This window comes from Hyphomonas sp. J20-32, from assembly GCF_055808555.1.
In genome coordinates this window covers 606,737-626,374 of the sequence record NZ_CM147873.1, presented here as the reverse complement: position 1 = coordinate 626,374, position 19,638 = coordinate 606,737, and the positions used below count along the sequence as shown (strand labels likewise).

The window sequence follows — 19,638 nt, the reverse complement described above, 5'->3', positions numbered from 1 at the left end:
ACCTGTAATGAAATGCTTGGCTTCGCCTTCTAGGCGCCTCTATGGTCCTGTCAACGTGAAGGGCGACAGGAGCGACAATATGAAACCGCTGATTCTGGCCATGGGCCTGCTCGTGCTGGCTACCGGGGCGCGCGCAGACGCCCTTCCTGACCCGATGGACGCACTGGTCGCCGAATTCGAAACCTATGTTCGCACGGTCAATCCGGACCAGGCGGCACGCGACGATGGCACCGCAGCGCGCCAGTGGCGCGACGTCAGCCCGCTGGCAGTCGCGGCTCAGGCCACCAGGGCGCAAGACCTTTTGCAGCGAATCGGTTCGGCTCAGACGTCGCGCACGGTCGACAAGGCGATCCTAGAACGGCTCCTGCGATCAGACCTCGACGATGCGCAATATGACGCAGCGCGCATCCCCTTCACCGGCGACTGGGGCTTCCAGGCTGAGCCGATCTTCGCGGCGATGCAGACCACGCTCGACTCGCAGGAAGATGCTGAAGCGTGGATCGCCCGGCTCAACGACGTTCCCCGCTATTTCGCCGAGAATATCGACAACATGCGCCGGGGCATCGCGACCGGCTGGACAGCCAATGCCGACCCGTTGGGCACGATGACCGACCAGATTCGCGAGCAGATCGTGACGGATCCGGCAGAAAGCAGCCTCTTCAAGCCATTCGCGAGCCTGCCGGACGACATGGCCCCTGAGATGGCGGCGCGTCTTCGCGCCGATGGGCTGGAGGCGGTTTCGCATGCCGTGGCTGCCTATCAGGACACGCTACGTTTCATCGTGACGGAGTATGCACCCCACGCGCGGGCAGGTGCAGGCATTGCTGCACTGCCGGACGGCCGGGAAATCTATACGGCGCTGGTCGAACATCACACGGCCGGTGCGGGCTATACGCCGGTCGAGATTCATGAACTCGGCAATCGCGAAGTCGCGCGTATCCGGGCGGAAATGGAAGGCATCATTGCGGAGATCGACTTCGATGGCAGCTTTGCCGATTTCCTCGCCTTCCTGCGCTCCGACCCGCAATTCTACGCCACGTCTGACGAAGACCTGATGACAAAAGCCAAGGCGATTGCCGCGCGGATGGATGCGATGCTGCCGGAATATTTCGGTCGCTTGCCCAAACTGGCCTATGATGTTGAGCCTGTGCCGGACGCGATCGCGCCGGGCTATACGTCGGGACGCTATGTCGAGGGCGATCCGGATGAGGGGCGCCATGGCATCTATTGGGTCAACACCTATGCACTCGAGCAACGCCCGCTCTACGAGCTGCCTGCGCTGACGGCGCATGAGGCCGTGCCCGGCCATCACCTGCAGATCGCGCTGGGTCAGGAAATGAGTGAGCAGCCCAAATTCCGCCAGGACTATTACGCCACCGCCTTCGGTGAGGGCTGGGGCCTTTATTCCGAGCACCTGGCCGGCGAGGCCGGGATGTATGAGACGCCCTATGAGCGCTTCGGCGGCCTGTCGATGGAGATGTGGCGGGCCTGCCGCCTTGTCGCGGATACCGGCCTGCACTGGTATGGCTGGACGCGCGAACAGGCCGAGGCCTGCTTCAAGGACAATAGCGCGCTCTCCCCACTCAACATCGATATCGAGGTGACGCGCTATATCGGCTGGCCGGGCCAGGCGGTGGCCTACAAGATAGGCGAGCTGAAAATCCGCGAGCTTCGGGCCGAGGCCAAAGCCGCTCTGGGCGAACAATTCGACATCAAGGCATTTCATGATGCCGTGCTCGAAGAAGGCGCCGTGCCGCTTGATGTGCTCGACGCGCATATCAAGGCCTGGGTCACCGGGCAGCTGCCAAAGGCGCCGCCTGCTCCATGAGGCTGACAATCGTTGAGACCGGCCTCGTCCCGGAGCCTATCCGGGCTGCGTTCGTGGATTATCCGTGCATGTTTCGTGCACTTGTTCGTGCAGCCGACCCGGCGATGGACTTCGAAACCGTATCCGTGATCAAGGGCGAGGCTTTGCCGGACCCGGCCTCGCTGGAGGCCATCCTGATTACCGGTTCGCCAGCGGGCGTCTATGATGACGACCCGTGGATCGAACCGCTGATGGACTTCACGCGCTCTGCGGCAAGGGCAGGCGTGCCCCAGGTCGGCATCTGTTTCGGGCACCAGGTTCTCGCCGAAGCGCTAGGCGGCAAGGTGACCAAGTCCCCCAAGGGCTGGGGTGTGGGACGCCACACCTATGACGTACTGGCCTGTCCCGGCCTTGTCGCAAATAATTGTCCAAAAACGATCTCGGTCGCGGTCAGCCATCAGGACCAGGTTGTCAGCCTGCCGCCGGGGGCCGACGTGATCGCGCGGTCGGACTTCACGCCTTATGCGGGCCTCTATTATGCAAATGGTCCCGCTATCAGTTTCCAGTGCCATCCCGAGTTTGACGACGCCTATTCTGCAGCACTGTATACAGCGCGCGAGGATCGCCTCGGCTCGGCTGCGGCACAGGCGGTCGCTTCGCTCGACATGCCGGGCGACAATGCCCTTGTCGGCGGATGGATCGCCGACTTCCTGAAAAGCCATGCGCGCTGAGCGATTTGGCGGTTAACATGTCGCCTCTGGCGCGAAACCTGCATCCGGTTGCCAGAAACGCCAGACTTGTGTTGAACACCTGCTGAAACCCGGAGACAGCCTGCCATGATGCCGAAGCCGCTCGCCCATATCGACGACAATACTTTGGAGTTCGAAATCCTGCCCTTGGTGAAACCCACGGGCTTTCGCGAATATGATGCGCGCTGGTGGTTCAACGGCATCGGCCACAAGAAGGCGCCGGAATTGAACTTTACCGGCGTCCAGGCCCTTGGCCTCGGCATGGCAACCCTTTTCCACGAGATGGGCGTGACGCCAAAAGTCGTGACCGGGCACGACTTTCGTTCGATCAGCCAGCCAATCAAGAATGCACTGATCCTGGGCCTCGTTCAGGGCGGCTGCGAGGTGCTGGACGTCGGCCTTGCGCTGTCGCCCATGGTCTACTGGAGCCAGTTCGAACTGGATGCTGCCTGCTGCGCCATGGTGACCGCGAGCCACAACGAGAACGGCTGGACCGGCGTGAAAATGGGCGCTGACCGGCCTTTGACCTTCGGCCCGGTCGAGATGGGCCGCCTCAAGGAAATCGTCATGGGGGGGGACTTCCAGCCACGCGCCGGCGGGGCGCACTACCGTGTTGACGGCATGCGCGAAAAATATATCGCCTCGGTGGCTGACGGCGTGAAGCTGTCGCGTCCGATCAAGGTGATCGCGGCCTGTGGCAATGGCACGGCGGGCGCCTTCGCCCCCGACGCCCTGCGTGCGATGGGCGCCGAGGTGATCGAGATGGACTGCAATCTCGACAACACGTTCCCGAAATACAACCCCAATCCCGAAGACGCCGAAATGCTGCACGAGATGTCGAAAGCCGTGAAGGAACTCGGCGCCGATGTCGTGCTCGGCTTTGATGGCGACGGCGACCGCTGCGGCGTCGTCGACAATACCGGCGAGGAGATCTACGCCGACAAGATCGGTCTCATGCTGGCCCGCGACCTGTCGAAAAACTACAAGAATGCGACCTTCGTGGTCGACGTGAAATCGACCGGCCTTTACAAGACGGACCCGATCCTCGCGGAAAACGGCGCGACGGTCGATTATTACAAGACCGGCCACTCCTACATCAAGCGCCGCACCAACGAGCTCGGCGCGCTCGCAGGGTTCGAGAAATCCGGCCACTTCTTCTTCCGCCCGCCGATCGGGCTCGGCTATGACTGCGCCCTGACGGCCGCCAAGGCGATCCTCGAAATGCTCGATCGCAACCCCGGAAAGACCGTGGCCGACCTCCGCGACGAACTGGGTGTGGCCTATACGTCGCTGACCATGTCGCCGCATTGCGGAGATGAAGTGAAGTATGACGTGGTCGACAAGATGGTTGCCGAATACGAGGCGCTCAACGGGACTGAAATTCTCGGCCGCAAAGTGATCGACGTGAACACTGTCAACGGCGCGCGTGTGACGCTGGACGATGGCAGCTGGGTGCTGGTGCGGGCCTCTTCGAACAAGCCTGAACTGGTGGTGGTCGTCGAATCCATGGCCAGCAATGACGACATGCGCGACCTCTTCCACAAGGAAGTCAAACCACGCCTCGGGAAACATGCCGAAGTCGGAGCCTATAACCAGGAGATCTGAGACGCATGTCACTCAATCCGAACTATGCAGCCGTATCCGGTCGCCAGCAGGCCACGACAAGGTGGGCGATCACGCTGCCGGGCGAGTTCAACCGGCGCGAAGAGGATGCAGGCCTTTGTTACTGGCGTCCGGGTCTGACGCTATGGCTGAAGGCGTATGGCACCGAAGACGGCGTGTCGGTCGAAGACCGAATGCTGCGAGATCGCGCGTCTGTGCCGGGCCAGGCGACGGACATCACGGAAAGCGCGGATGGGGAGGTCAGTCGTCTTTCCTATCGTCTCTCCGAGACCCGCGCCGACGGCGTGGTGGTGAACGGGCTCTACAGTTTCGTCCATGGTCGCGACGGTCAAGCCATGTTGGCGGCTTATTTCGGCGAGGATTCCGAGCTGGAAACGGCACGCCTTGTGTCCGCTTCCCTGTTGTACACCGCTTGATGGAACCGCGCTGCGGCGCGCCCCCTTGACCTGACGGCACAAAAATCGCACCCGTCGCCCGATTGGCGTCAGGGGCTTTCTAGAAGGACTATTCCATGCGCGTTGCGATGATCGGTACTGGCTATGTTGGATTGGTATCGGGAGCCTGCTTTGCAGACTTCGGTCACGTCGTGACCTGCGTTGACAAGGATGCGTCGAAAATCGAACGCCTGAAAAATGGCATCATGCCAATATTCGAGCCGGGCCTCGACGCACTCGTGGCGAGCAATGTCGAGGAAGAGCGCCTGTTCTTCACGACCGACGCCGCCGAGGCCATCAAGGATGCCGACGCCGTCTTCATCGCAGTCGGCACTCCCTCGCGGCGCGGTGATGGTCACGCAGACCTTTCCTATGTCTATGCCGCCGCGAAGGAAATCGCCGGCCTGATGGACGGCTTCACGGTGATCGTGACGAAATCGACCGTTCCGGTGGGGACGGGCGATGAGGTCGAGCAGATTGTCCGCGAAGCCCGCCCGGATGGCGACTTCGCAGTCGTGTCCAACCCGGAATTCCTGCGCGAAGGCGCCGCGATCAAGGATTTCAAGATTCCCGACCGGATCGTCGTCGGAACCGAAGACGAGCGCGCCCGCCAGTTGATGCGCGAACTCTACCGCCCGCTATTTCTCAACGAGACGCCAATCCTGTTTACGGACCGGCGCACATCGGAACTGATCAAGTATGCGGCCAACGCCTTCCTGGCGGTCAAGATCACCTTCATCAACGAGATGGCGGACCTGTGTGAAAAGGTTGGCGCCAATGTCCAGGAAGTCTCTCGCGGGATCGGTCTCGATAACCGTATCGGCAAGAAATTCCTGAATGCCGGACCGGGCTATGGCGGCAGCTGCTTCCCGAAAGACACGCTGGCCCTGACCAAGACTGCAAACGATGCCGGCGCGCCGGTGCGGATCGTCGATACGGTCGTTGAAGTCAATGCGGCGCGCAAGAAGGCCATGGCCGACAAGATCATCCGCGCCATGGGCGGGGATGTGAAGGGCAAGACGATTGGCGTTCTCGGGCTTGCTTTCAAACAAAACACCGACGACATGCGCGATGCGCCGAGCCTCGACATCTTGCCGGCCCTGATTGCCGCTGGCGCCAAGATTCGCGCCTATGATCCCGAGGCCATGACGGAAGCGGCTCACCTGCTGGAAGGTGTCGATTTCGCAACAAGTCCCTATGCCGCGATCGATGGTGCCGATGCCATGGTGATCATCACCGAGTGGGACCAGTTCCGCGCGCTCGATTTCGACCGGGTCAAGACTGCGCTGAAAAGCAATATCGTGGTAGACCTGCGCAATATCTATTCCCCCGAAGACATGGCGAGCCGAGGGTTCGCCTACACGTCCATCGGGCGGCCCTAATTCCCGCAAGCCAATCCAGACCGGAACCCTGACATGAAATTCTTCGTCGACACTGCAGACACCATGGATATTGCCGAGCTCGCCGCCACAGGCCTGATTGATGGCGTCACGACCAATCCGTCCCTGATCGCCAAGTCCGGTCGCCCGTTCGCTGAAGTGATCAAGGAGATTTGCGGCCTGACGACCGGACCTGTCAGTGCGGAAGTTGTCGCAACAGAAGCCGACGGCATGGTGCGCGAAGGGCGCAAGCTCGCCAAGATTGCCGAAAACGTGGCCGTCAAGCTGCCGCTGACCTGGGATGGGCTCAAGGCCTGCCGCACGCTGTCGGATGAAGGCACGGCCGTAAACGTCACCCTGTGCTTTTCGGCCAACCAGGCATTGCTTGCCGCCAAGGCAGGCGCGGCCTTCATCTCACCCTTTATCGGCCGCCTCGACGACATCAATCTGGATGGCATGGAACTGATCAGCGACATTCGCCAGATCTATGACAATTACCTTTTCGACACAGAGATATTGGCGGCGTCGATCCGTACGCCCAACCATGTCAAACTGTCGGCTCTTGCGGGCGCTGATGTCGCAACCATGCCGCCGAACGTGATCAAGAGCCTTGTAAGCCATCCGCTGACGGACAAGGGTCTCGAAGCCTTCCTCGCCGATGCGAAGAAGGCGGACATCAAGGTCTGACGCGCGCGATGGCCGAGGCCGAAGGCCCGCAGGGCCGTGTCCTGATCATAGCCGGATCTGATTCCGGGGGCGGCGCCGGCATTCAGGCGGATATCAAGACGGTGACGATGCTGGGTGGCTTTGCCATGACTGCTGTCACGGCGATTACGGTACAGGATACCAAGGGTGTGCATGGCGTTTGGCCCGTGCCGGTCGACGCAGTGATCGGGCAGATGCGGGTGACGCTCGCCGACATCGGCGCGGACGTCATCAAGACGGGGATGCTCGCCTCAGCGATGCTGGTCGAGGCAATTGCCGAATGCCTGGCGGAGACAGCGCCGATGTCGCCGCGCGTGATCGATCCGGTCATGGTTGCGACGTCGGGAGACCGACTGGTGGATGCCAAGGCGGTCGACGCGATCCGGTCCGAACTCGTGCCGCGCGCGCGGCTCGTCACGCCCAATGCGCCAGAGGCGGAAGTGCTGACAGGGAAAGCAGTCGAGTCCGTGGACGGTCAGCGCCGGGCTGCTGAACGCCTGCTGGAACTTGGTGCACACGGCGCGCTGGTCAAGGGCGGTCATATTGGCGGCAACAAGATCACGGACGTGCTGCAGACAACAACAGGCGAGTGGATATTTGAAGGTCCCCGCATCGTGACAATGTCAACGCACGGCACGGGTTGCACGCTGGCGTCGGCGATCGCCGCCCACCTTGCGCAAGGCGCAAGCGTACCTGACGCAGTGGAGCGTGGCCGCGACTATTTGATCGGGGCAATCCGTTCGGCCAAAGGGTTTGGCAAAGGCCACGGGCCCGTCAATCATGGCTGGGTCCTGGACAACGCGTGAGGTGCACCATTGGACGAAAGAGCACCCCAGGGTGTGACCAAGGCGGTTGACCGTGAGAGTTGGGAAGGCCAGCCAACCTCTGCCATCCAATGATGCACTTCAAGGATAGCGCCACACTTGATGAATGGTCGCTGAACGGTTTTTTGCGGAAATAGAAAAGCTGAACGCCTCGTTATGAATACTGGTTTTTCGCGCCAGCATTCCTGTGCAAGTGTGAGAGTCTGCTGACGGAGATCGCCACATGCCTGCGCTGCCATTCTACCAGGCTGACGCCTTTGCTTCCCGCGCGTTCGAGGGAAACCAGGCCTGCATCATGCCGGTCGATGCCTTTCCGGCCGACGACGTCATGTTGGCGATTGCAGCGGAAAACAACGTGGCCGAGACGGCCTATATCGTTCGCACGGGCGACGCGAGCTGGAACCTGCGCTGGTTCACTCCGGCTGTTGAGGTGCCACTGTGTGGCCATGCCACACTCGCTGCCGCGCACGTTCTGTTCACGCACGAAGGAATTACTGGAGACATTATTTCTTTCGACACAGTCAAGTCAGGACGCCTGACTGTTCGCAAGTTGGAGGATGGACGCCTTGAGATGGACTTCCCATCCGGTCCTGTGAAGGAAATAGCGGTGAGCGACGAGGTGGCTGCTGCGCTTGGGGCGAGGCCTGTCCAAGCCTGGGGCGGCATGTTCTATGCGGCGATGTTCGAGACACCGGAAGCGGTGCACGCGCTCGCGCCTGATCTCAAGGCGCTCAAATCTCTCGGCGCGCCGGGCGACGGCTGGGACCGTGGCAATTTCGGCTGCTTTGCGACGGGTGGCGACGGCGTTGACGTGACGAGCCGGTTTTTCGCGCCGGGCAGCGGCATCGACGAGGATCCCGCTACGGGCAGCTGGCACACGATGCTGGCGCGCGTAATGTCCGAACGGTTCGGCAAGGATGCGCTTGGCTGCTTCCAGGCCTATCCGGGACGGGGCGCGCGTATAGATACGGTATTGCAAGGCGACCGGGTGAAGCTGATCGGGCGCGCCGTCACGACGATCGAAGGCCGGTTCTTCCTCTAGTCTCAATCGACAATGCCACCAGGGCGCGCCAATGCCCGCCCACCCGGCAGTCGCAAGAGCTGCACTTCTGCCTTGTTGAGTATTTCGCGAAGCCATGCACCAATGACGGGCTCAGCGAGCCAGGCGATGAGCCAGGCCAACCCGATAACGGCGCCAAGCGCAAATACCAAGGCGAGGTAGGGCCTCATGCCCGTCTGGATGAGCACATGCATCAAGCCTGCGCCAACCACATTGTGAACGAGATAAAGGGGATAGGTCGCCTGTCCCAATTTTCGCGTCAGGGCGCGTGTCGTTGACGAGCGCGGGCGGAACGTGCCCGGCCAGCGAGTGAACACGAACATGAAGGCGAGGATGACCAACCAGACAATCATTGGCTCCTCAATCGAGAAAGTTGAGGCGGCGGGCGCTTCGACCGACTGCAGCGATTCCGCTCGCAGGCCGATCCCGATCAGCGCGACTCCGATCGCTGTTCCGAGGCCGAAATAGTCGAATACTACGTTTCGTCGACCGCTGGATTTCCACATCCAGATTCCGATCGCGAAAAGAGGGCCGTGTTGCAGCAGGAGCACGTCGGAATGCTGCCACACCCATCCTGACTCTGGAAGAATTCCAAGGCTGATCGCGCCGAGATAGGCGCCGCTGAGCAATGTTAGAATCCACGCATACAATGTGAGATGCCGGAACTGATGGAATACGAGCAGCAGGAAGATTGTCGCGTAAAAGCAGACTTCGACGGCCAGCGACCAATAAACGCCGTCGATCCAGTTCGGCAGGGGCCACAGGGTCATGGCGTGAACATAAGGCACCACCAGTTCTGAAGGCGGGCGGTGCGCGATGACGAGCCAAGCAATCAAGGTGATGGTCGCGCAAATCCACGCAGCCGGATAAAGGCGCAAAGCCCGGCTCTTGAGGAAGGAAATGGGCGACGCCCCATTGGCTGAATTGGCAATGACGAAGCCGGATATCACGAAGAAGACATTGACGCCGATCCAGCCGAACCAGGTAACCGATGCGATTTTCGGCAGGACATCAACATGTGCAAATATGCGCGATGTTGAAGACGCTTCCGAGGCCCAGGAATAAAAGCCGAGATGGAACACGGCAACGGAAAGCGCGGCCACAAAGCGCATGGCATCGAGCGGGTAGTGGTAGGTGCGATTCTTCGCCATCAGGTCTCCGGCGCCTTCGGAACATGCGCCGGAATAGTAGGGCTCGGAATTAACCAAATACAAGAATGTTCGCGTGTTGAGAGTTTTCTCCCAGCAGCTTCAATGAGGTTTGCGGAGATTGCCAAAGCCGGATAATGTCGGGACTTACGCAAGTCGGCATTTCTATTGGATTGTTTTGCATGAAAATTCGACCAGGAATGCGCGCGTGGCAACAGGCGGGAGTATTGCTTGTGTGCGCCATGGTGATGGCGGCTTGTTCCGATGCGGCGCCAGCGAAAACGGCGTCGATTGTGTGCGATCGCACCAAGCTGGGCGTCGAGCGGACGATCACGGTGACGGCAGATACCCGATCGATAGAGGCACTGCTGAATGACAGGGAAGTCGTCCTTACATTCGATGACGGCCCTGACCCGAGACGGACGCCTGCCGTGCTCGACCAACTCGATCGCCAATGCACGAAGGCAACATTCTTTCTGCTCGGTGGCCAGGCAGATCGGTATCCGGACATGGTTCGCGAGATTGCCAGTCGGGGTCATTCGCTGGGCGGGCATTCGTGGTCTCACGCCAATCTGACCACGCTGACAGCTGACGCGGCGCAACGCGAAGTATCCACGGGCATGGACACGGTTAACGCAGCCCTTGCCGAAACAGGCGCCAAGGCGATCATGTTCCGGTTCCCCTTCGTCGCAACGAACGCTGATCTGTCTGCCGGCGTTCGCAAAATGGGGCTGCTTGAGGTCGGCGTAACAGCGGATGGAGCAGATTGGACCAGAAACGCACCGGACGCGTCCGTGGACTTGATCCTCGAGAAGCTACAATCGGCTGGTGGGAAGGGGATCATCCTGCTTCACGATCCTTTCGACAAATCGGATGAGCGGGTCAACCTGTTGCTGTCCCGGCTGAAGCAGGACGGATACAGGATTGTCGCGCTCGGTTCGGCAGAAACCGGCCAGTAACCATTCCCGCCCCATGGCATGATATGTGCAACCGGAACCGGGAATTCCGGCGCATGTCCGGTCGCGATTTTTCGCCCTGCAGCCATAGGGGAGGGCCTCATTTTTGTCGGAACGTGGAATCCTCGCGCAGACGCGTGTGGCGCTGGTACCGACATTGCTGATGTCGGCAACCTTCGCGGTGATCGCCAGCGGATTCTCGCTGATCTTGCGTCAGCAGGCGCCGATACCGGACATGAACGTTCTGAGCCCCAAACTGGCCGCCTATCAGGCGCATGCTGACCAGTACGACACGGTCTTCTTGGGCACGTCCCGCACCTTCTACCATATTGTGCCTGACGAGGTGGAAGCTGCAGCGGAATCGGCTGGTTGCCCGCGTCCCAATGTTTTCAATTTCGGTGTGTTCGGACTTACCGGCGCCGAGCAGGATTGGCTGGTCGATCAGGTGCTCGATGCGGGACAAGGCACGCTTCGTACGTTGGTGATCGAGGACCCGCTTCCAGAAGCGCGGTCGCTGGACAATGCCACGAATGAACGTGCGCGGTTTTTTCATGGGCCGTCCGAATACGGCTCAACGGTAGAAAGCATCACCTCCTTTCCGGAGTCCGCTCCGAAGCAGGTATTCAGGCTGGGTATTTTCGGCGCTGGCGTCGCCTATGATCTTTCAGGTGTCGGACGCGCTGCGTCAGTATTCTTTCCGGCACCCGAGACACCGGATCCATTCAAGTTGGATATGGAGTTCGATGGGTTCGAAGTCCTCGGCTCCCGTCCGACGCCGGACATTGAAGCGCGCAGGAAGGACTTCCTCGACCATCCTGACACGCTCGATGTCGCGATGGCGCGCTACGGCGTGGCGAGCGACGAAAACGTTGCCGCTCGCGCGGTCTATCTTGAAGAACGCTTGCGGCACATCCGGGCGCTTGGGATCAACGCCGCGCTTTTCATCTCTCCCGACCCTGCGGAGCTCGACCGTACGCCGCGTGTCGGCGTGGAACTTGCGCGCATCGCGCCTGACCTGCCAGTACTGAATTTCAACCGGCCCGATGTGTATCCTGCCCTGTTCGAGCGCAGCCTGTGGTTTGACCAAAGCCACTATGGCGAATCCGGCGCCAGGGCACTCAGCCGCGTCGCTGGCGCCGAATTGTGCAGCCAGCTGAAGCGTTCGGATGCGGGAGGGCAGCATGCTATTCGTTGAGCCGCGTTTCTTCCTGTTCTTCGGTATCGTGTTCGCTCTGACATGGGCGCTACGCAGCAACCTTTGGCGCAAGCGCGTTCTGACGCTTGCATCTTATGTGTTCTATGGTGCGTGGGATTGGCGCTTTCTCGGGCTCATCCTGTTGATCACCGCGATCAGCTATCTCGTTGGCGTCGCGGCGAACCGCTATCCCCCGGGAGACAGGACCCGCAAGTTCGCGCTTGCATCCGGGATCATGGCGTCGCTCGGAGTGCTTGGCGTGTTCAAGTATTTCAACTTCTTTGCCGGAAGCTTTGTCGATTTTGCGGGACTCATGGGCTTCAGCGCCGGATCCGTGACGCTGAACCTGGTCCTGCCGGTCGGCATCAGCTTCTATACGTTCCAGGCGATTTCTTACATGGTCGACACACACCGTGGCGATATCGGTGCGCGGCGCTCGTTTCTGGATGTGGCTTTCTACATCGCCTTCTTCCCCCAGCTCGTCGCAGGCCCGATCGTACGGGCGTCCGAGTTCATCCCGCAGATGGATACAGCGCGCAAATGGGCGGATGTCGGTGTCCGGGCATGCCTCACGCTGTTCCTGATCGGATTCATCAAGAAGGCATGTATCTCCGACAATATCGCGCAATATGTCGACGTCATCTTCGCGGACCCATCGTCTTTCGCCGCCTCTCAGGTTGTTGCCGGCGTTTTGCTCTACGGTGTCCAGATATATTGCGATTTCTCGGGCTACTCGGACATGGCGATCGCGTGTGCCGGCCTGCTTGGGTACAAGTTCCCGGCGAACTTCGACTCGCCCTACCTGTCGCCCAATATTCAGGATTTCTGGCGCCGGTGGCACATCAGCCTGTCATCTTGGCTGCGCGACTATCTGTACATTCCACTGGGCGGAAACCGGCGCGGCAATGGGCGGCGAGACGTCAACCTGATGACAACGATGGTTTTGGGAGGCTTGTGGCACGGCGCATCGTTCAATTTCGTGATTTGGGGATTCCTGCACGGTATTGCGCTGATCGTGCAGCGTGGCTGGAACAACCTTGTCGCCCGCCGTGTGCCAGCGATGGGGCTCATCGGCGGGTTCATCGGCGGAGCAGTGACGTATTACTGGGTGAACCTGGCGTGGATATTCTTCCGGGCGGCAGACCTTGGTGAAGCGCTGGCGATTTCACGCACCTACCTGACCTGGTCGTCGACGGGCGACAATGTCTTGCCGGTCGCAGCCTGGCCACTTCTGGCAGGCCTGGGCCTGGTTCACTGGCTGTCGCATCGTTTCGGCGCGCAGGAGATGATCGATCGCCTGGAGCCGAACCGCTTCGCAGTGACCTATGGCGCCATCGCGGCCATCGCTATCGCCTTCGTGCCGCTTGGCTACCGTCCCTTCATCTACTTCCAGTTCTGACCAATGCCAGGCCCGGGTGGTACCTCTGGCCGGACTCGAACCGGCACTCTGTCACCAGAAACGGATTTTGAATCCGTCGCGTCTACCAGTTCCGCCACAGAGGCCCTTTTCAGGGAAGGCTTCTCCTGCCGCATGGCAGCATGTGCTGTCAATCGTCTCGACGCCGCCAGCAAAGATCGGTAACACAGCGCGCATGACATCCGCTTCGATTCCTGCCCAGCACACCCTTCTGCAAACCTTGGAAGCCATGGCCGCGCGTGCGCCGGAAGACGGCTTCACCCTGCACGAAATCATGGACCAGCTCGACGAGAGCGCGTTCGGGGCCGGGCTGTTCTTTCTGGCGCTGCCCTGCTGTATCCCCTTCCTCTACGGTGTGCCGCAGATCGTGTCGCTGCCCATGATGGCGCTGGCTGGCCAAATGGCCGCCGGGCGCGAGCAGCCCTGGATGCCGGAGAAGTTCGGTCACCGAAAGATCGACCGGAAGGGACTCACGCAAATGGCCACCGGCGGGCGCAAATGGCTCGGATGGATCGAATCCTTTGCCAAGCCGCGGCTTACCGGGATTACGGGAAAGAAATCCGAACGTGTGATCGGGTTTTTTCTCTGCCTGTTCAGCGCCTCGATCCTCGTTCCGCTTCCCATGACGAATACGGTGCCAGGTTTCGGCGTGGCGCTTGCCAGCTTTGGCCTGATGCAGAAAGACGGCCTGATGGTGATCGGGGGAATGGTGCTCGGCTCGGCGTGGATCATGGGGCTTCTCACGGCTGTCGCGCTCGGCCTGCACACGCTCACCGGATCGTGACGCTGCGCCGCATTGTAGGCGGCAGGTTAAGCGGTGTTAGTGACGCCATGTCGAAACTGGAAATGCTCCTGAAGGACTGGGCCTGGCCGGTGGCCGCAATGGTCGTCTCCGCGTTGATGATCGCGATAGCGCATGGCTTCGAGACGATCGGGCACCTGCCGCCATGCCCGCTCTGCCTTCGCCAACGTGAAGTCTATTGGGCCCTGATCGCGATGACGCTCACAGGCCTCGCCATCTGGAAAATTTGGCCGAAGCGGCGATTCCTGGTGGCGCTTAACGTGTTGATTGGATTGGTGTTTGGGGTCGGCGTTGTGGTGGCCGCCTTTCATGCTGGCGTCGAGTGGAAGATCTTCCCGCCGCCGACAGGGTGTGCTGCACCGGCGCTGGTCGACCCGTTCGCCGTGAAGGATCTGAACCAGTCTTTCCATGTGGCAGACTGCACGGCCGCGCCGTTTTACATTCTCGGCCTGTCGATGGCGGGCTGGAACGGTGTCATCTCACTGGTTCTGTCGGCGATCAGTTTTTTCGCTGCAGCCGCTACAGTCCGGCGCTAGAGCCCCAGAACCTTGCGGGCGATGATCGTGCGCTGGATTTCGTTCGTGCCGCCATAGATGGACTGGGCGCGCCCGGCGAAATAGGCCGACACGTCCCGCGCCGCATGGAGAGGCAGGCCCAGTTCCGACGCATTGGCGCTGAAGCCCGGCTGGGCAAAGGCCGCGGCCGTATCGAGGAAAAGCTCGGTGATCTGCTGGTGGGTCTGGGTCGCCAGGATCTTGATTGTCGAGGCTTCGTTGCCCGGAGATCCGCCCGAAGAAAGCCCGGATAGTACACGAAAGACCGTCATTTCGAGCCCGTCGACGGCCATGTCGGCTTCTGCCAGCTTGCGGGCGAAGGCCGGATCGTCGATCAGCCGGTGATTGCCGCCCTCGGGCGTGGCCGTGGCCAGCTCGCGCGCATGGCGGAGCATGGCGCGCTTGCCGCCGATGCGCGCATAGGAGGTGCGCTCGAAGCCAAGCAGGTATTGGGAATAGGACCAGCCCTTGCCTTCGTCGCCGATCCGGTAGGCTTCCGGAACTTTCACATTGTCGAACAGGACCTCGTTGAGGACGTGCTTGCCATCAATCGTGATGATCGGGATCAGCGTCACACCGGGTGCATCCATGGGGCAGCAGATGAAGGTGATGCCTTCCTGCTTCTTGCCTTCATTGCTGGTGCGCGCGAGCAGGAAGATCCAGTCGGCATGCTGGGCCGCCGAGGTCCAGATCTTGTGCCCGTTCAAAGTGTACGTTCCGTTCTCCAGGACGGCGCTAAACTGTAGCGACGCGAGATCGGAGCCGGAGCCCGGTTCGGAATAGCCCTGGGCCCAGCCGACAGACCCGTCGCGGATTCCGGGCAGCCATTTGGCCTTCTGGTCCTCGGACGCGAATGTGTAGAGCACCGGGCCGACATAGACGACGCCCATGGGGGTCACCGTCGGCACGCCGGCGCGCTCGAGTTCCTCATCGAAGACGTATTGCTCCTCGACCGACCAGCCGGGGCCGCCAAACTCGGTCGGCCAGGCGCTTGCGAGCCAACCCTTAGCGCCTAGCGCCATTTCAGATTTTCGGATGTCTTCGGTCGTGAGCGGTTTGCCCGACCGGTTTTTCGCAATGATGTCTGCGGGAAATTCGGTTTCGAAGAATTGCCGCACTTTGGCGCGGAAAATCTCGGTCTCAGGGCTGAAAGTGAGGTTCATTTGCGCGCTCCCGGCTGAGGAGCGAGCGTAGGGCAGGCCTTGGCCTTTGCAAGGCCTGCCCCAACGTCTGGTTTTGCCTATGCGGCCTTCTGTGTCGCGATCCAGGCATCGACCTTGCGCTCGAGCAGTTCAAGCGGTAGCGCGCCGCCGCCAAGAATCGTATCGTGGAAGCCGCGAATGTCGAACTTGTCGCCAAGCTCGGCTTCAGCCTTTGCGCGCAATTCCTGGATCTTGATCATGCCGATCTTGTAGGCGGTCGCCTGGCCCGGCATCACGATGTAACGCTGCACTTCAGAGCGTGCCTGCGTTTCGGTGATCGCGGCATTGTCGAGGAAGTACTGGACGGCCTGTTCTTCGGTCCAGCCTTTCGAGTGAAGTCCGGTGTCGATAACGAGCCGGATCGCGCGCCAGATTTCGGAGCCGAGGCGGCCAAAGTCCGAATACGGGTCGGAATAGGTGCCCGGCATTTCCTTGGCCAGCCATTCGGAATAGAGGCCCCAGCCTTCGGCATAGGCTGTGAAGTTTGCCTGCGTCCGGAACTGCGGCACGCCGGTCAGTTCCTGCGCGATGGCAATCTGCATATGGTGGCCCGGAATGCCTTCATGATAGGCGATGACTTCCAGTTCGCGCTTCGGCATGGCGGTCATGTCCGACAGGTGGGCGTAATATATGCCGGGACGTTTGCCATCGGGCGTGCCGGGAAAATAGTGCTGGGCGGCGCCGTCCTGTTCGCGGAAGGCTTCAACCCGCTTCACGACAAGATCCGCTTTCGGCAGGATACCGAAATAGTTGGGCAGCTCGGCCTTGATCCGGTCGATATCGGCGGTTGCATCGGTGATATAGGCGAGGCGACCTTCATCGGTGTTCGGATAGTAGAAGCGTTCGTCGTCCTTGCTGTCGCGCAGCATGGCGAAAAACTCATTCAGTGAGCCTTCGAATCCGACGGATGCCTTGATCGCTTCCATGTCGCCGCGGATGCGTGCGACTTCCGCCAGACCCAATTCGTGGATCTCGTCGGCGGTCATGGCGGTCGTCGTCTGTGTCTTGAGACGGAAGTTGTAATAGTCTGCGCCGTCCGGCTGCAGGAATGCGCCGACGGGCTGGGTCGAGTCCGGCGAGTTTGCCATGTCGGCCGTTGCGAAGGCGATCACGTCATTATAGGCGCCAAGGAAGTCGCCCATGAGGGCTTCTTCGGCCTCATCAAGGAAGGCGCCTGCCTGAACGTCGTCGATGCTGCCCGCATCGACAAGCGACTGGATGTCTGACTTGATGTCAGCAAGGATTGCGCTGTCTTCGCCATCCGTGAACGGGGCGCCCGTGATGACCTTCTTCGACTGGTCGATCACGCCTTCATAGGCGAACTTGGGGGCATGAACGCCGCGATCAGCGGATTCCTGCGCCACCTCTATGCCCTCGCGCAAAGCCTGCGCGCCTGCACTGATACGCTTGATGTAGGCTGCCATGTCATCTGGCGTGTCGACGGCATGGAAGCTGATGAGGAAGGTCGGCAGGAAGTTCTGGATGCCGTTCATCTGGTCGAAGACAAAGCCGTTATACCGATACGCGGCGCCTTCGGCGGCCTGGTCGTACTGGTACTTCCAGAGGTCGTAGGACATCTTGTCCTCGGCAGAGAGCGCATCATAGTCGAACGATGCTGCCATTTCCTCCGTCGCGGCCTTTTGCCAGGCAAGCTGTTCATCCTGGCAAGCAAAGGTCAGGCAATCGATCTGGTCATTCTTGTCCTTGCGGCCCTGGAAAGACAGTCCGATCGGGCTGAACTGCAATTGTTCTTCATACTTGGCGTCGAACCAGGCGTTCAGCCGCGCGCTCAATTCTTCAGCGGTTTCCGCTGGCGCTTCGACGGCGGCGACGGTCTCGAGGTTTTCAACAGGCACGCTTTGGCTGGCACAGGCGGAAAGGACAAAAGCGAGAGCGAGGGCAGAAACTGAGCTGCGCATGGTTAGGAACTCCCTAAAATTATTTTCGATTAACGATATGGCGACGTATCGCCTTCTGCGGCGCGCTGTCAATTGGCAAGCTTGTGGATGGCGGCTAGAGGAGTGTGATGACAGACCCACGCCGCTCTCCCGACAATGCTGCCCGCAGCGACCAGAAGATCGTGCGCATCGGTACGCGCGGATCGCCCCTCGCGCTGGTGCAGGCGCGCCAGATCGCCGCCTCGCTTGAGGTGAGTTCGGGCGGCACGCTGCGCGGCGAGATTGTCCCCTTCACGACGAGCGGCGACCAGTTGACGACCGAGCGCCTGATAAATTCCGGCGGCAAGGGACTTTTCACGCGCGAACTTGATGCGGCGCTGGATCGCGGCGAGGTGGATATCACCGTGCACAGCCTGAAGGATGTCCCGGTGGAGCTGCCGGCGGGGCAGGTTTTTGCCGCGCTGCCTGAACGCGAGGATGCCCGCGAGGGGTTCCTGTCGCCAAAGGCGACGCGCCTGTCAGACCTGCCGAAGGGCGCGAAGGTTGGTACAGCGTCGCTGCGGCGCGAGTCGCAGACCCTGGCACTGAGACCGGATGTCGAGATCGTGACGTTCCGGGGCAATGTGGCAACGCGCATGCGTAAGCTGGAAGAGGGGCTGGCCGACGCGACCTATCTGGCCATGGCGGGGCTGACGCGGCTGGGGCTGGCGCACCTGGCGACGCCGATTGCGATGGACGAGATGCTGCCGTCAGCGGGGCAGGGGATCATCTGCGTCGTGATGCGAGAAGACGGCGCGGAAGGCATTCGCGAGGCGCTCAGCCTGATCAATCATGCTGAGACCCGAGCCGCCGCAACTGCCGAGCGCGCCTTCCTGGCTGCACTCGATGGCAGTTGCCGGACACCGATCGCCGCGCACCTGTTTGACCGGGGCGAAGACTGGCAGCTGGTTGGCGAAGTGCTGGCGGTGGACGGGCAGCAGTGCTGGCGGGCCGACGGGACGTGCCGCAAGGGGGCGAGCGAGGCCCAGTTGGTAGCACTGGGGCGAGCCGTGGGCGCAGACATTCGCGAAGCGGCGGGTGGAACGCTGCCCGCTTTTGCGGGGGATTGGTGAACCTCCCTGTTATCGTGACGCGGGCCGAACCAGCCGCGGCCGATACAATCGCGCGCCTGAAAGCATTCGGATACGACGCTATTCTTTCCCCGGCCCTGATGCTGGAAAGCCTGCCCGATGCCGCCCTCGATCTGGAAGGTGTTCGCCACCTTGTTTTCACCAGCGCCAACGGCGTGCGCTACTTCCTTGAGCGCTGCGGTACGGGCGCGCTGACCGTGTGGTGCGTGGGTGAAGCGACCGCCGAAGCAGTGCGGCAGGGGGGTGGGCAGGACGTGCGCGAAGGGGATGGCAACGCCGCCGACCTGGCCCGGATGATTCTTGCCGCGCCGGAAGCACTTGATGGCGCCCTGCTTCATGTCGCGAACGAGGCTGCGGCGGGCGACCTCGTGGCGACGCTCAACAAGGCGGGCCTGGATGCGCGGTTTGCGGCGCTCTACCGGACCGTGCCGGTCAGGACGCTCAGCCCGGAAGCCGCCAGCGCGCTGGGCACGGCGCCGCGCGTGGCCGTGCTGATCCATTCGGCAAAGGGCGCGGCGGCCTTCCGCGAGGCGGCGGGTAGCATCGACCTGTCGCGGGTTATCTTTGTTGCCATTTCGCCAGCTGCCAGCCAGCCGCTGGCCGGGTGCGGCGCGCGGGCCATCGTCAATGCCGCGCGACCGAACGAGACTGCCTTGATGGACGCGCTGGATACAGCTTTGCTGGCGCTCTGAGCGCGACCTTTGATCGGTGATCGCGTATATGTCAGTGTGATTCCAAATTCCGCCTGCGAGGAG

General features: G+C 61.2%; 18 protein-coding genes and 1 tRNA gene. 15 read left to right on the top strand and 4 right to left on the bottom strand.

The window, feature by feature from the left end; genetic code table 11:
• The first annotated feature begins 79 nt into the window (after positions 1-79).
• The 8 genes from AC0L7I_RS02950 (at position 80) to AC0L7I_RS02915 (ending at position 8,563) form a co-directional block, all read left to right on the top strand.
• Positions 80-1,828 (top strand): DUF885 domain-containing protein, encoded by a 1,749-nt coding sequence (locus AC0L7I_RS02950; RefSeq protein WP_473398042.1) that lies wholly within the window; start codon positions 80-82, stop codon positions 1,826-1,828.
• Positions 1,825-2,538, top strand: coding sequence for a type 1 glutamine amidotransferase (locus tag AC0L7I_RS02945; protein WP_473398041.1), 714 nt, complete (start codon positions 1,825-1,827; stop codon positions 2,536-2,538). The genes AC0L7I_RS02950 and AC0L7I_RS02945 overlap by 4 nt, the downstream gene beginning before the upstream one ends.
• A 108-nt stretch (positions 2,539-2,646) precedes the next feature.
• A complete protein-coding gene (locus AC0L7I_RS02940; protein WP_473399110.1) occupies positions 2,647-4,161 on the top strand; it encodes a phosphomannomutase/phosphoglucomutase in 1,515 nt (504 codons plus the stop codon).
• Positions 4,162-4,166: 5 nt separating this feature from the next.
• A complete protein-coding gene (locus AC0L7I_RS02935; RefSeq protein ID WP_473398040.1) occupies positions 4,167-4,595 on the top strand; it encodes a hypothetical protein in 429 nt (142 codons plus the stop codon).
• A 95-nt stretch (positions 4,596-4,690) separates the two neighbouring features.
• On the top strand, positions 4,691-5,995 hold the full coding sequence (locus AC0L7I_RS02930) for a UDP-glucose dehydrogenase family protein (RefSeq protein WP_473398039.1): 1,305 nt from the start codon (positions 4,691-4,693) through the stop codon (positions 5,993-5,995).
• Between the two features lie 33 nt (positions 5,996-6,028).
• On the top strand, positions 6,029-6,679 hold the full coding sequence (gene fsa / locus AC0L7I_RS02925) for a fructose-6-phosphate aldolase (protein ID WP_473398038.1): 651 nt from the start codon (positions 6,029-6,031) through the stop codon (positions 6,677-6,679).
• Between the two features lie 8 nt (positions 6,680-6,687).
• Positions 6,688-7,503: a bifunctional hydroxymethylpyrimidine kinase/phosphomethylpyrimidine kinase gene (gene thiD / locus AC0L7I_RS02920; protein ID WP_473398037.1), complete on the top strand. Its 816-nt coding sequence runs from the start codon at positions 6,688-6,690 to the stop codon at positions 7,501-7,503.
• Positions 7,504-7,744: 241 nt separating this feature from the next.
• The gene (locus AC0L7I_RS02915) at positions 7,745-8,563 is read left to right on the top strand and encodes a PhzF family phenazine biosynthesis protein (protein ID WP_473398036.1); all 819 of its coding nucleotides are present in this window, start codon (positions 7,745-7,747) and stop codon (positions 8,561-8,563) included.
• A 2-nt stretch (positions 8,564-8,565) separates the two neighbouring features.
• On the opposite strand, the gene AC0L7I_RS02910 is transcribed toward AC0L7I_RS02915, so the two are convergent.
• Complete coding sequence (locus AC0L7I_RS02910; RefSeq protein ID WP_473398035.1) at positions 8,566-9,732, bottom strand: acyltransferase family protein; 1,167 nt, start codon at positions 9,730-9,732, stop codon at positions 8,566-8,568.
• Positions 9,733-9,911: 179 nt separating this feature from the next.
• Between AC0L7I_RS02910 and AC0L7I_RS02905 the strand changes: the two genes are divergently transcribed.
• The 3 genes from AC0L7I_RS02905 (at position 9,912) to AC0L7I_RS02895 (ending at position 13,279) form a co-directional block, all read left to right on the top strand.
• Entirely contained in the window at positions 9,912-10,688 is a 777-nt protein-coding gene (locus AC0L7I_RS02905; protein WP_473398034.1) for a polysaccharide deacetylase family protein, read from the top strand.
• A gap of 103 nt (positions 10,689-10,791) precedes the next feature.
• A complete protein-coding gene (locus AC0L7I_RS02900) occupies positions 10,792-11,880 on the top strand; it encodes a hypothetical protein (RefSeq protein WP_473398033.1) in 1,089 nt (362 codons plus the stop codon).
• The gene (locus AC0L7I_RS02895) at positions 11,867-13,279 is read left to right on the top strand and encodes an MBOAT family O-acyltransferase (RefSeq protein WP_473398032.1); all 1,413 of its coding nucleotides are present in this window, start codon (positions 11,867-11,869) and stop codon (positions 13,277-13,279) included. Before AC0L7I_RS02900 ends, AC0L7I_RS02895 begins: the two co-directional genes overlap by 14 nt.
• Positions 13,280-13,296: 17 nt before the next feature.
• Here the strand turns inward: AC0L7I_RS02895 and AC0L7I_RS02890 are convergent.
• Positions 13,297-13,383 (bottom strand) — tRNA-Leu (locus AC0L7I_RS02890).
• 89 nt (positions 13,384-13,472) lie between these two features.
• Here AC0L7I_RS02890 and AC0L7I_RS02885 point away from each other — a divergent pair.
• Both AC0L7I_RS02885 and AC0L7I_RS02880 read left to right on the top strand, forming a co-directional pair.
• A complete protein-coding gene (locus tag AC0L7I_RS02885; RefSeq protein ID WP_473398031.1) occupies positions 13,473-14,081 on the top strand; it encodes an exopolysaccharide biosynthesis protein in 609 nt (202 codons plus the stop codon).
• 47 nt (positions 14,082-14,128) lie between these two features.
• Positions 14,129-14,635: a disulfide bond formation protein B gene (locus tag AC0L7I_RS02880; protein ID WP_473398030.1), complete on the top strand. Its 507-nt coding sequence runs from the start codon at positions 14,129-14,131 to the stop codon at positions 14,633-14,635.
• Here AC0L7I_RS02880 and AC0L7I_RS02875 read toward each other — a convergent pair.
• Positions 14,632-15,816: an acyl-CoA dehydrogenase family protein gene (locus AC0L7I_RS02875; protein ID WP_473398029.1), complete on the bottom strand. Its 1,185-nt coding sequence runs from the start codon at positions 15,814-15,816 to the stop codon at positions 14,632-14,634. The genes AC0L7I_RS02880 and AC0L7I_RS02875 overlap by 4 nt on opposite strands.
• Before the next feature lie 77 nt (positions 15,817-15,893).
• Positions 15,894-17,774: a DUF885 domain-containing protein gene (locus tag AC0L7I_RS02870; protein ID WP_473398028.1), complete on the bottom strand. Its 1,881-nt coding sequence runs from the start codon at positions 17,772-17,774 to the stop codon at positions 15,894-15,896.
• Positions 17,775-17,881: 107 nt separating this feature from the next.
• Between AC0L7I_RS02870 and hemC the strand changes: the two genes are divergently transcribed.
• Both hemC and AC0L7I_RS02860 read left to right on the top strand, forming a co-directional pair.
• Complete coding sequence (gene hemC / locus AC0L7I_RS02865) at positions 17,882-18,865, top strand: hydroxymethylbilane synthase (protein WP_473398027.1); 984 nt, start codon at positions 17,882-17,884, stop codon at positions 18,863-18,865.
• Positions 18,862-19,575 (top strand): uroporphyrinogen-III synthase, encoded by a 714-nt coding sequence (locus AC0L7I_RS02860; RefSeq protein WP_473398026.1) that lies wholly within the window; start codon positions 18,862-18,864, stop codon positions 19,573-19,575. The genes hemC and AC0L7I_RS02860 overlap by 4 nt, the downstream gene beginning before the upstream one ends.
• Positions 19,576-19,638: the final 63 nt, after the last annotated feature.